This window comes from Pseudomonas sp. 5C2, from assembly GCF_034314155.1.
GTDB lineage: Bacteria > Pseudomonadota > Gammaproteobacteria > Pseudomonadales > Pseudomonadaceae > Aquipseudomonas.
The window spans coordinates 2,033,965-2,046,197 of the sequence record NZ_JAVIWH010000002.1; the positions used below are offsets into that span (position 1 = coordinate 2,033,965).

The window sequence follows — 12,233 nt, forward strand, 5'->3', positions numbered from 1 at the left end:
ATAGATAGCTACCCGGCTGCACGGATCTGCCTACCCACCTTCCGACGCCATTCCTGATAAACTTTCATCTCCCGCCTCACCCACCTAGATACCCAATGCCCCTAAATCTCGCCACGGCACCACCCCAATCCTTCTCCCGCCGCTTCAGCGTTGCGCCGATGATGGATTGGACCGATCACCATTGCCGCTTTTTCCTGCGGCTGTTGTCGAAAAACGCGCTGCTCTACACGGAAATGGTCACGACCGGCGCGCTTCTCAATGGGGATCACGCTCGTTTCCTGCAGCACGATGAAGCAGAGCACCCACTGGCTCTTCAACTGGGCGGGAGCGTTCCTGCCGACTTGGCGGCCTGCGCGCGTATGGCTGAAGCCCTAGGCTATGACGAGGTCAATCTGAATGTGGGCTGTCCGAGTGATCGGGTGCAGAACAATTTGATTGGCGCGGTGTTGATGGCGCATCCGGGGTTGGTGGCGGATTGTGTCAAGGCGATGCTGGATGCAGTGTCGATACCGGTGACGGTGAAGCATCGGATAGGGATCAATGGTCGGGACAGTTACGCGCAGTTGTGTGACTTTGTCGGACAGGTGAGTGAGGCGGGTTGCACGAGTTTTACCGTGCATGCGCGGATTGCGATTCTTGAGGGGTTGTCGCCTAAGGAGAACCGCGATATTCCGCCGCTGCGCTATGACATAGCTGCGCAGTTGAAGGCGGATTTTCCTGACCTGGAAATCATTCTCAACGGAGGGATCAAGACGCTCGAGCAATGCCGTGAACATTTGCAGGTGTTCGATGGCGTGATGTTGGGGCGTGAGGCTTATCACAACCCTTATGTGTTGGCCGAGGTCGATCAGCAGCTATTTGGCAGTACCGCGCCGGTGATTTCCCGGGCGGAGTCGCTGGCGACGTTACGGCCTTATATAGCGGCTCATATTGCCAACGGCGGTTCGATGCATCACATCACTCGGCATGTGCTGGGGCTGGGTACGGGTTTTCCGGGAGCTCGGCGGTTTCGGCAATTGCTGTCGGTCGATATCCATAAGGCGAAAGACCCGCTGGCGTTGCTGGATCAGGCGGCGCAGCTACTCGAAGGTCGGTAGTTACCGCGTCGCTTGGGGAACAACCGGTACGGATCGGGTTCAAAGGATTCTGGATCGCTTATCCGCCTCTTGGAGTGCCGATAAGGATGCGCCCTTGAGTGGCTGGCAGCGCTCGGGTAATGTCTTCTAACCGCACAGGACAGAGCACGCTCATGACTTCCAAGCTGGATCAACTCAAGCAAATGACTACTGTGGTCGCTGATACTGGCGATTTTGATGCCATCGCCCGCCTCAAGCCGGTGGATGCGACGACCAACCCTTCCCTGCTGCTCAAGGCCGCGTCCAGTTCGAACAACGCCGAACTGCTCGCCGATGCGTTTAGCGGTAGCAAAAACGATATTGGACTCGCTTGCGACCGGTTTGCCGTCGCGATCGGGCAAAAAATTCTCAACGTGGTACCTGGCCGCGTTTCCACTGAAGTGGACTCCCGGTTGTCATTCGACACTGATGCCATGATCAATCGCGCCGAGCGTCTGGTTGGCCTTTACGATGATGCCGGCATTGGCCGCGACCGGATACTGATCAAACTGGCGTCGACCTGGGAAGGCATTCGTGCCGCCGAGAAGCTCGAACGCGATGGCATTCAGACCAACCTCACGCTGCTGTTCTCGTTTGCTCAAGCAATTGCCTGCGCCGAGGCTGGCGTGTTCTTGATTTCGCCGTTCGTAGGGCGGATTTACGACTGGTACAAAAAATCGGCTGGTCGTGATTTTTTTGGCGCTGAAGACCCAGGCGTGCAATCGGTCACCCGGATCTACAACTACTACAAGTCCAATGACTACAAGACCGTGGTCATGGGCGCGAGCTTCCGCAACCTCAGCCAGATCGAGCTACTGGCCGGGTGTGATCGTCTGACCATCAGCCCGGACTTGCTGGAGCAGCTGTCGAATGACAACGGTAAGCTGGAGCGAAAACTGGCACCGGGCAATGCCGGTGAGAAACGTCAGAGCTTGAGCGAGAACCAGTTCCGCTGGGCCTCGAACGAAGATGCGATGGCCACCGAAAAACTGGCAGAAGGCATTCGTCAGTTCGCACGGGATCAGGAAAAACTCGAAGCATTACTCGCCGCCAAGGCCTGAATACATCAAAGGGCGGCACCTTCACAGGTCCGCCCTTTTTAATTCCCGCGCAACAGTGCCGCTATCAGTGCCGCTCTAGCGCATTGACCAAGTCGTGAAACGCTTCGCGATTAGAGTCGTTCAAGCCCATCAGTATCTTGTGCGCTTCCAGCACTTTGGCCTTCACTACTTCTTCGGACTGATCCTGCGACGGTAAGTCGGTCAGGCACTCAGGACATGGGATCGGCCGATCTACTATGTTGAACACTTGATCAAAGCCCATCGACTGCAACAGTCGAGTGATGTCTTCGTGGGTGGTGACGACCGTCGGCAATAACCCCACTTTTTGGCGCGACAAGATGGACAACTTGGCCAGCAAGCCGAGCGTCGTGCTGTCAATGCTACGGGTTTCGGTCAAATCGATGACGATTGCCGAAAAATTCCGCGCAGTGAAGATACGTTCAATAGTTGCATCCAAAGCCGAACAGAGCGTAAGGCGCACTTCGCCAACAAACTTGAGGACAAAAGTGCCTGCTTGCTCAGCGAACTGGATTCTACCGGTACTCATTAAAGGTTCCTGCTCAACACCAACAAGGCGATATCATCCGGCATCTCTCCTAGCGTGGCCAATCCAAAAACTTGACGCAGACCATCCAGGCTGCCGCCGGCCTTTTTTACCAGCTGAGGTAAAATGGCCTCTTTCTCTTTGAGTGTATCACCGGGCAAAAGGTCCAAAATCCCATCGGAGAGTAAAGTCAGGCTGAAGGTCTCAGGCAAGTCCAGTACGTGATCCTGATAGGTCGCCTCATTGAACAGCCCGACCGGCAGGCCACGGCCTTCCAGATAATGGACATCCGTGGGCGTGTACAAGATCGGTAGCGGTAAATGGCCACCGATGCTGTAGGTCAATTTCCCGGTTTCTTCGTCGATCACACCACCCACCATGGTCACATGCTTGCCCAGGTTGCAGTTGATCAGTCCACGGTTGATATGACCCAGCACCTCCGAAGGTTTGAACTCCGGCAATGTACCGCTACGTTTGAATTCGAACAACAGGCGCGTGGTCATGAACTTCAGCAGCACCGTGACAAAGGCTGAAGAAGCACCATGCCCGGACACGTCGGCGAGGTAAAACGCCACGCGGCGCTCGTCGACCCGAAAGTAATCCACGAAGTCGCCCGACAGGTATAGCGACGGGATGATCTCGTGAGCGAACTGGAACTGATCGACCGCCCATGGATTGACCGGCAACATGTTCATCTGCACCTGTCGACCGGCGTTCTGGTCTTCCTGGAGCAAATGCAGGCTGGCTTCGAGTTCGCGGTTGGCCGTTTCGAGCTTCTGACGATAGCGCTGGTTTTCCAGAAGCAGCCGCGCACGATCCAGGGCTCGACGCACTGAGTGCTCAAGCACCGCTAGATCTTCTAGAGGCTTGACCAAGTAATCGGCAGCACCCAGGCGCAAGGCCTCGACGGCGTCGCTCATGACTCCTGCCCCGGATACGACTATCACTGGCGTTTCAGGCGAGAGGGTAGTTACCTGACGGATCAGCTCGAGGCCGCCCACCTGAGGCATACGCAGGTCGCAGATCACAAGGTCGGGCTTTTTTTGCTCAAAGACCTGAAGACCCTGCAAGCCATTGCTCGCTTGCAGGACGCTGAAACCACTGTCTTCCAAATAGGCGGCGATGCTAGCTCGCACTACTTCGTCGTCATCGATTATCAGCAGCGTGGCACTGGTTTTCTGCATGTGGGCAAACGGCGCCAGAGTAGGTTGGCGTAGGCGGCTCGGTTTTTACCGGACTCGCGTACTGGATTCGCTTCTAGCCTCTCTGAACAGTAACGACAGACTTTTGGTCGTGCGCAGCGCTGTTCAAAGGTGCCCTTCAAGGCGCAGACGGTACTCCCATACGCCGGGCGTTTCAAGCTCACGCCGATGGTCACTGGATGTCTTTACATCGCAAATCACCCGGAGTTATAAGAACAGGTAAATCAGCAACGAAATCGAAGGACATGTCATGAGCCAAAATGATCGGAACTACGCGGAAAAGAGAGATTACATCCGCATGCGTGTGGATGCCGACGTGACCCTGTTGTACGCCGGCCAGATCATTCCAGCAGTCTGCGTGGACCTGTCAAGCTCGGGCATGCAAGTGGAGACGCCTCGCGTGTTCAAGGTCGGAGACAAGCTGAGTGTGCGGATCGATTCCGACCATACGGCGCTCAAGGGGCTGGAAGCAGATACCGAAGTCGTGTGGCTAACCGATCAAGAAGAAGGGGGTCAGAAGCTAGGCCTGACTATTCTCTCAATGAATTGAATCGATTTTTTTCGAAGGGAAAATCAAACAAAAAAGGCGACCAGAAGGTCGCCTTTTTTACTGGCCGGAAGACTAGAAATCGTCTTTGACCTTGCCGTCTTTCACCTTGAACTCACGGTTTTGCAAGTAGGCGTTACGGATGAACGTGTATTTGTCGCCGCGGATCAACTTCTCAGCTGACAGCAGGCTCGCACGGGTGTCAATAATATCCACACCCCACGTGGTGTTACGGGCCGGTATGTCATTCATGTAATGGTACGGTGCATCGTAAGTATCAGGGTACAGGGCGAGGCCATCGCGCACGTTGCTAGGACCGAGCAACGGCAGCACCACATATGGGCCGCTCGGCAAACCCCAATAACCCAAGGTCTGACCAAAGTCTTCATCGTTACGCTGCAAACCCATTTTGGTACCGACGTCGAAGAAGCCGGCCACACCAAGCGTGGTATTCAAGAGCAGACGCGTTGTGTCGACGCCCGCAGCGTACGGCTTGGCCTGCAATACATCATTGGCGAAGTTGCGAACGTCACCGATGTTATTGAACATGTTGTGGATGCCGTCTTCAAGGAACTGCGGCGTGATGTACTGATAACCCTGCGCCAATGGCTTCAGCGCATAGGTATCGAGCGTGTCATTGAAGCGGAAAATGACTCGGTTGACGCCTTCCCAAGGGTCTTCATCAGCGGCCTGAGCAACCATGGGAACCAGCGCAACACCGGCACAAATACACAATTGAGCCAGACGATCGATAAAGCCTGCACCAGTCACGGGCATAGCAGACACTCCTAGAGACAGTAATGGGACGGGCGCTACGCCCTGCAACTCAAGACGCGCAGTATAAAGCCTTCCACGACTATTTAGGCAGCTTAGTGGATCCAGAGGCTGACAAAGCACAAAATCAACGGCCCACCCTCGTGACTAAGTCGTCATGCGACTGTCATCTATCACCCGTAGCGTGTGAGGATACTTCAGGGACGTCACCATGCCTGCGCCACGCGCCACACCAGCCCCCTCTCCTTCGCCGACCTTCACTGCCCTGCTCTTTGGCCTCAGTGGCTGCCTGGTCGACTTTGGTGCTCGCGCCCGAGCGGTGTCGGCCCGAAACGCACTCGACGCACAGCCGCAGGATATTCAATTCGAGATGAGCGAGCAGGCCCGCGTCACACCGGGCGCTCTGGATATTCTGCAAACTCTAAGCCGACAAGGCGTACCTTGCGTATGGCTGGATGATCTCCCCTCCACGGTCAGCCAGCGCTTGGCGGCGCCACTGCTGGAATGGGTTCAACCGGCCGATCATGCCACTCCCTCCTGCGCAGCCTGGCCCGCACCCGATGCCTGCTGGCAGGCGTTAATGGCCTTGAAGGTGAAACAACTCGATGGCTGCGTGCTCGTCAGCGGTGAACCACGCCTGCTGCAGTCCGGGCTCAATGCCGGACTCTGGACCGTCGGCCTGGCATCTTGCGGCCCCCTCTGCGGATTGTCGCCTAGTGAATGGCGAGCGCTGAACAGTACTGAACGCGAATACCGACGCGGCCAAGCGACCCTACAACTGTATGGCCTTGGTGTGCATTCAGTGATCGATCACCTTGGGGAACTCGCTTCCTGCCTCGCCGATATCAGCTTGCGCCGCACCAAGGGTGAGAAACCCTGATCGCGACCCGTTGATCAAGATCATGCATGCAGCTTCGGAGTGGATTAGTCTTATACTTATCAAGGACCTTTAGCTCAGCGCTAAGGTCCATGCCAGAGACTATCCATAAAGGGAGCACGCTATGCCTGCCCGCGAACTGCAAGAACAACTCAATACCCTGCGCGAGCAACTGGAGCAGAACCCGCCGCTGTCCGAATCGGAACGCGAGCACCTGCATGATCTGATGCAGAAGATCGAACTGGAGCTGCAACTGGAAACCGTGACTCAGGATTCGAGCTTGGCTGACAACGTCAATCTTGCCGTCGAACGCTTTGAGCTGGAACATCCAGCCATTGCCGGAACATTGCGTAGCATTGTTCAGACCTTGGGTAATATCGGGATTTAAGCCCACCCGCGAAACACATCGGTTACGCACCACAAAAACCCGTCTGATTTAGACGGGTTTTTTCGTTTACTGACGTGCCAGCCTGCGGTTTTCCAGACTGATCGCCTCGGTACTGCGATAAGGGTTGATGTCCAACCCGCCGCGTCGCACGTAACGTGCGTAGACCGTTAACTTCTCTGGCTTGAGCAAGCGTTGCAGATCGAGAAAAATCCGCTCGACGCATTGCTCGTGAAAATCGGAGTGCTGACGAAAGCTGACGATATAGGCCAACAAACTGGCGTGATCCAGAGCGGAACCGCGATATTCCACAGCAACGCTACCCCAGTCAGGTTGGCTAGTGACCGGACAATTAGACTTGAGCAGATGGCTGTGCAGGCTTTCTTCGATCACCCGCGATTCATCGCAACGCAGCAGCTCTGGGCGCGGCGTTTCATAGCTGTTGATGCTCACGTCCAGCTCATCGATGCAAACGCCCGGCAATGCCGCGACACCCTCTGCTTCAACGTCACTCAGGCTGCGAATGCGTACGCCCACCGGCTTGCCAGCGGCGGCAGACAGATCCGCCTGCAACGTCGAGACCAGGCTGGCGCGATCCGGGAACTCGGTCTGGTTCAGCGAGTTAAGGTAGAGCTTGAAAGATTTAGACTCAATAATATTCGGCGAGTCTGCCGGGATGGTGAATTCACCAATAGCTACCACCGGCTTGCCCGACGGCAGCAACCAGGACAACTCGAAACAGTTCCAGAAGTCTACACCTTGATAGGGCAGCGTTTCAGCTGTGAGCCCAAGCTCGGCCCATTTCGCCGCGCGCGGGATCGGGAACAGCAGGGACGGCGTGTAGGTAGCAATGTATTCACTGGACTTGCCCAGCGGCGAATGTTCGGCTGCGGGATGCATGGCGGGGACCTGGCTAAATAATCCCCGCAAGTTTATAGGGTTTGCCCGCAGCTTTCAGCGCCTAGTCGACGACGTTGATCTTGCCGACCATACCCGCCTGATAATGCCCGGGAATGTTGCAGGCAAATTCCAGGTTGCTGGCCTTGCTGAAGGTCCAGGTCAATTCGGCGGTTTTGCCCGGCTCGACCAGCACGCTGTTGGGGGCGTCGTGTTTCATGGGTTTATCATTGCTCATGGCGCCTTGCATCATGCTGCCGTGATCCATCGCCTCATGACTCATACCCGTCGGCGAGAGCATGCCGCCTTGCTGCATAGCGAGCATTTCCTTCTGATGCTCAGCGCGCATGGCTGCGTCGCCAAGGTTGAACTCGTGCAGCAGTTGCCCCTTATTGACGAGGACGAAGCGCACCGTCTCGCCCGCTTTGACCTGAATAGTCTTGTCTTCGAAAAACATATCGCCCAAGGTCAACTCGACTGTGCGGGTAGCCTGAGACGCCGGCGCAGCGTGACCGAAGCTAAGTGTATGGGCAGACGACGCCATTAGCGGCAGGCTCAACCCCAACAACCCGGCGATAACAGCAATACGAACAAGCGAAACCATAAGACTTCTCCAAATAAGCGACAATCAATCACCCTACTGTAGAGAGGCTGCGCTGGCAGTTAGCTGACCGAGAGATTACAACTTTGTCAGCTTCGGCCTTGAACCTGCGGTTCGCGTTATAAAGTACCGCTGCATAAGCTCCTCCTCGGTCGCCACGAGTCGCCCATGAAATTACTAATTGTCGAAGATCAACCGAAAACCGGCCATTACCTGCGCCAAGGCCTGAACGAGGCCGGTTTCATCACTGAACTGGTGGCCGATGGCACCACGGGCCAGCACTTGGCGTTGAGCGGTGACTACGCGCTGCTGATCCTCGATGTGATGCTGCCCGGCCGCGACGGCTGGCAGATACTCCAGGCCGTGCGCAGCGCCGGACTGGAGACGCCTGTGCTATTTCTCACAGCCCGTGATGCAGTGGAGGATCGGGTTCGAGGCCTTGAGCTGGGTGCAGATGATTACCTGGTCAAACCCTTCGCCTTCTCTGAACTGCTCGCCCGGGTCCGCAGCCTGCTTCGTCGTGGCAGCAGCGTCGCGCAGGAAACCCATCTGCAACTGGCGGATTTGCGCCTTGACCTGCTGCGTCGACGTGTCGAGCGCAATGGACACCGCATCGACCTGACGGCCAAGGAGTTTTCGCTGCTGGAACTGCTGTTGCGGCGCCAGGGTGAAGTGCTACCTAAATCGCTGATCGCATCACAGGTCTGGGACATGAATTTCGACAGCGACACCAACGTGATCGAAGTCGCCATCCGCCGCTTGCGCTTGAAGGTCGATGATGATTACCCAAACAAACTGATCCATACCGTGCGCGGCATGGGCTATGTCCTTGAAGAGCGCCCCCTGTGATGGCTCGCCTGTCCCTCAGCAGTCGTTTGGCACTGCTGTTCGCAGCCTGCACTGCCGTGGTTTCGTTGACCGCGGGCGTACTGTTCAATCGAGCCAGCGAAGCACACTTCATCGAGCTGGACCAACAATCACTCGACAGCAAGTTGCAGACATTTCGCTCGGTATTGAAGGGTGTTGCAAGCCAAACCGATCTCATCGGTCGACAAGCGGCGCTGCAAAGCGAACTCGGCCGTCAGCCTGACTTGGCGCTGCGTATCAGCGGCAGTGACGGAGGCATCTGGTTCGACAGCCTGCCGACGCTCCCGGCAACATTGTCCGTTCCGCACGGCCTGCACACCTTGCACAGCGCAGAGACTGAGTATCGAACGTATCACGCCTTGCTGGAGCCAGAGGCCGTTAATTCACCGCAGCTGACGCTGTTGCTGGACGTGACTCATCACCAACACTTTCTTCAGCGCATGCAGCACTTGATCTGGCTCACGGTCGGTTTTTCCGCTCTGGCCACCGCACTGCTGGGCGCATGGGCGGCACGCAGTGGCCTGCGCCCACTCAGACAGATGAGCGAAATCGCCGCCAGCGTCTCAGCCAGTTCGCTGACCACACGGCTGCCGCAGACGGAAATGCCCGCTGAACTGGCGGAACTGACGCACGCCTTCAACGCCATGCTTGGGCGCCTCGACGACGCCTTTCAGCGGCTCTCGGCATTCTCTGCGGACATCGCCCATGAGCTGCGCACACCGCTGTCCAACCTGCTGACCCACACCCAAGTCACCCTCACCCGCCCGCGCTCGACCGAAGATTATCGCGAAGCCTTGCTCGGTAATCTTGAGGAGCTGCAATGGATGGCGCAGATGATCAACGACATGCTGTATCTGGCCAAGGCCGAACACGGTTTGCTCAACCCGATGCGGGAAACCCTGCAACTGGAAGACGAAGCGGACGCAGTGCTGGAGTTCTTCGCACCCTTGGCCGAGGACGCACAGGTGCGGCTGTCACGCGAAGGCAACGCCACACTGGCCGGTGATCGCAACATGCTGCGCCGCGCTATCTCCAACCTACTGGACAACGCGCTGCGCTTCACCCCGGCGGGCGGACAGGTCGCAATGCGCATATCCCACTCGGATCAAGGGGTGCAACTGAGCATCGAAAACAACGGCGCAACTATTCCGGCACGAGCGTTACCCCATGTGTTCGATCGGTTTTTTCGTGCGGACCCTGCACGCAGCGAAGGCAGCAGTGAGCACGCGGGATTGGGGCTGGCGATCACTCAGTCAATCATCCGCGCCCACGGCGGACAGATTCGCTGCGAATCGGCGGACGACTGGACGCGCTTTGTGATTGAGTTGCCGGCTTGAGTTCAAGCGTGAATCACTGCACAGCAATCACTCGTAACGCAGCGCATACGCCGGCTGAATCTGTGCCGCACGCCAGGCTGGGTAGAGCGTCGCGAGAAAACTCAGGATAAACCCGGCGCTGCAGATCAGCGCAACGTCTGCCCACTGCAGCTGGGATGGCAGATTGTTGACGAAGTACACATCGGAACTGAAGATGTGCTGCCCCGTGACGCGCTCCAGCCAACCCACCATCTCGCTGACATTGAACGCCGCGATCACACCGAGAACGCCGCCGATAAGGGTACCGACGATCCCGATGACTGTGCCTTGAACCATGAAAATCATCATGATCTGCCCTGGCGTGGCACCAATGGTGCGCAAGATGGCGATGTCAGCACCTTTGTCGTTAACCACCATGATCAAGGTGGCAATGATGTTGAACGCCGCCACCGCGACAATCATCAACAGCAGCAGGCCGATCATGGTTTTTTCCATTTTCATCGCACTGAACAGGCTGCCCTGAGTGTGAGTCCAGTCATCGGCGCGGTAATCAGCACCGAGGCCGGCAACAATGGCAGCCGAGACTTGCGGCGCGGTGTACAGATCCTTCAGCGCCAGACGTACGCCTTGCACTTGATCAGGCTGCCAGCGCTGCATTTGCGCAGCGTCGGCGACGTTGATCAGAGCCATGGAACCGTCCAGTTCGGCACCCACCTTGAACACGCCGACCACCGTCAGCCGCTGCAGGCGCGGGGTAATGCCGCCGGGCGCGTTACTGGCTTCCGGGACGATCAGGGTCAGCTTGTCGCCGACGTTCAGGCGAAAACGTCGAGCGGTGATCTCACCGACCACCACACCGAATTCGCCAGCCTTGAGGTCTTCCAGGCGCCCCTGAGTGATGTGCTGAGCAACAATCGAAACCTTGTGCTCCAGCGCGGGGTCAACGCCGCTGATCTGGATCGGCTGCATCGAACCCTTATAGGAGAACATGCCCTCCATTTCAGTGAACGGAACGGCAGCGGTCACCTCGGGGTTCTTCATCGCCGCAGCGGCTGCGGGCTTCCAGTCGTCAAGCGGCGTTACGCCAGCGATAACGGCGTGGGGCACCATGCCCAGAATCCGCGAACTCATTTCACGCTGAAAACCATTCATCACCGACAGCACCACGATCATCGCCAACACGCCCAGCGCGAGGCCAATCATCGAGGTCATCGAAATAAACGAAATAAAGTGATTACGGCGCTTGGCGCGGGTATAGCGCGCGCCAATAAAAATTGATAACGGTCTGAACATTCGCGGAGCACCGTAGAAAAAATGAAAACCCCGACGCTGTGACAACCGGCGCCGGGTTGATTGAATCAATCAGCGACCAAATGACCATCTTCTAGACGCAACACCCGATTCATCTGCCGGGCCAGAGCCATGTCGTGGGTCACGACCAGAAACGCCGTTTGCGATGAGGTACTGAGCTCCAGCATCAAATCCTGAATGCCCTGCGCCGTGTGATGATCGAGATTACCGGTAGGTTCGTCGAGCATCACCAGTCCCGGCCGGTTGACCAGCGCCCGGGCAATCGCCACGCGCTGACGCTCGCCGCCAGACAATTCCGATGGCTTATGCGCCAGGCGATGCCCCAGCCCTACCCGCTGCAGCAACTCGGTGGCACGCTGACGGGCTTCCGGGATCGCCGTCCGGCCGATCAACAGCGGCATGCAGACGTTCTCCAGAGCGGTGAACTCAGGCAACAGGTGGTGGAATTGATACACAAACCCCAGCGCCCGGTTACGCAACAGACCCCGGGCTTTTTCGCCCAACGCCGACAATTCTTCACCCGCCAGCCACACGCTGCCTTGCGAAGGCGTATCCAGACCGCCAAGCAGATTGAGCAAGGTACTTTTACCGGAACCGGAACTGCCGACAATGGCGACGCGCTCGCCGGGGTGCAACTCCAGTTGCAAGCCCGAAAGGACCACCACCGATTCTGGGCCTTCCTCGTAGGATTTGCCCAGATTGCGGCAACTCAGTACTGCTTTATCACTCATGCCCG

The 12,233-nt window shown here is 57.2% G+C and carries 14 protein-coding genes; 7 read left to right on the top strand and 7 right to left on the bottom strand.

The window, feature by feature from the left end:
• The first annotated feature begins 95 nt into the window (after positions 1-95).
• Positions 96-1,097 (top strand): tRNA dihydrouridine(20/20a) synthase DusA, encoded by a 1,002-nt coding sequence (dusA, locus tag RGU44_RS10065; protein ID WP_322216980.1) that lies wholly within the window; start codon positions 96-98, stop codon positions 1,095-1,097.
• Positions 1,098-1,249: 152 nt separating this feature from the next.
• Positions 1,250-2,176 (top strand): transaldolase, encoded by a 927-nt coding sequence (tal, locus tag RGU44_RS10070; RefSeq protein WP_322178603.1) that lies wholly within the window; start codon positions 1,250-1,252, stop codon positions 2,174-2,176.
• Positions 2,177-2,240: 64 nt separating this feature from the next.
• On the opposite strand, the gene rssC is transcribed toward tal, so the two are convergent.
• Together rssC and rssB are read right to left on the bottom strand one after the other, a co-directional pair.
• Positions 2,241-2,723, bottom strand: coding sequence for an anti-sigma factor antagonist RssC (gene rssC, locus RGU44_RS10075; RefSeq protein WP_219063157.1), 483 nt, complete (start codon positions 2,721-2,723; stop codon positions 2,241-2,243).
• Positions 2,723-3,904: a two-component system response regulator RssB gene (gene rssB, locus RGU44_RS10080; RefSeq protein WP_322178602.1), complete on the bottom strand. Its 1,182-nt coding sequence runs from the start codon at positions 3,902-3,904 to the stop codon at positions 2,723-2,725. Before rssB ends, rssC begins: the two co-directional genes overlap by 1 nt.
• Before the next feature lie 268 nt (positions 3,905-4,172).
• On the opposite strand from rssB, the gene RGU44_RS10085 reads away from it, so the two are divergent.
• Positions 4,173-4,472 carry a PilZ domain-containing protein gene (locus RGU44_RS10085; protein ID WP_322178601.1) on the top strand — a complete coding sequence of 100 codons (300 nt, stop codon included), beginning with the start codon at positions 4,173-4,175 and terminating at the stop codon, positions 4,470-4,472.
• A gap of 72 nt (positions 4,473-4,544) precedes the next feature.
• Here the strand turns inward: RGU44_RS10085 and RGU44_RS10090 are convergent, their stop codons facing one another.
• Entirely contained in the window at positions 4,545-5,246 is a 702-nt protein-coding gene (locus RGU44_RS10090) for a VacJ family lipoprotein (RefSeq protein ID WP_322178600.1), read from the bottom strand.
• Positions 5,247-5,454: 208 nt separating this feature from the next.
• Here RGU44_RS10090 and RGU44_RS10095 point away from each other — a divergent pair, with 208 nt between their 5' ends.
• Both RGU44_RS10095 and RGU44_RS10100 read left to right on the top strand, forming a co-directional pair.
• Positions 5,455-6,123, top strand: coding sequence for an HAD family phosphatase (locus RGU44_RS10095; protein WP_322178599.1), 669 nt, complete (start codon positions 5,455-5,457; stop codon positions 6,121-6,123).
• A gap of 121 nt (positions 6,124-6,244) precedes the next feature.
• Entirely contained in the window at positions 6,245-6,508 is a 264-nt protein-coding gene (locus RGU44_RS10100) for a DUF4404 family protein (RefSeq protein ID WP_322178598.1), read from the top strand.
• Positions 6,509-6,574: 66 nt separating this feature from the next.
• On the opposite strand, the gene queF is transcribed toward RGU44_RS10100, so the two are convergent.
• A complete protein-coding gene (queF, locus tag RGU44_RS10105; protein ID WP_322178597.1) occupies positions 6,575-7,405 on the bottom strand; it encodes an NADPH-dependent 7-cyano-7-deazaguanine reductase QueF in 831 nt (276 codons plus the stop codon).
• Between the two features lie 61 nt (positions 7,406-7,466).
• A complete protein-coding gene (locus RGU44_RS10110) occupies positions 7,467-8,006 on the bottom strand; it encodes a cupredoxin family protein (protein WP_322216981.1) in 540 nt (179 codons plus the stop codon).
• A gap of 165 nt (positions 8,007-8,171) precedes the next feature.
• Between RGU44_RS10110 and RGU44_RS10115 the strand changes: the two genes are divergently transcribed.
• Positions 8,172-8,852, top strand: a complete 681-nt coding sequence (locus RGU44_RS10115; protein WP_322178595.1) for a heavy metal response regulator transcription factor — start codon at positions 8,172-8,174, stop codon at positions 8,850-8,852.
• On the top strand, positions 8,852-10,207 hold the full coding sequence (locus tag RGU44_RS10120; RefSeq protein ID WP_322178594.1) for a heavy metal sensor histidine kinase: 1,356 nt from the start codon (positions 8,852-8,854) through the stop codon (positions 10,205-10,207). Before RGU44_RS10115 ends, RGU44_RS10120 begins: the two co-directional genes overlap by 1 nt.
• Positions 10,208-10,234: 27 nt before the next feature.
• Here RGU44_RS10120 and RGU44_RS10125 read toward each other — a convergent pair whose 3' ends face one another.
• The gene (locus RGU44_RS10125; RefSeq protein ID WP_322178593.1) at positions 10,235-11,479 is read right to left on the bottom strand and encodes a lipoprotein-releasing ABC transporter permease subunit; all 1,245 of its coding nucleotides are present in this window, start codon (positions 11,477-11,479) and stop codon (positions 10,235-10,237) included.
• A 65-nt stretch (positions 11,480-11,544) separates the two neighbouring features.
• Positions 11,545-12,228, bottom strand: coding sequence for a lipoprotein-releasing ABC transporter ATP-binding protein LolD (gene lolD / locus RGU44_RS10130; RefSeq protein ID WP_322216983.1), 684 nt, complete (start codon positions 12,226-12,228; stop codon positions 11,545-11,547).
• Positions 12,229-12,233 lie beyond the last annotated feature (5 nt).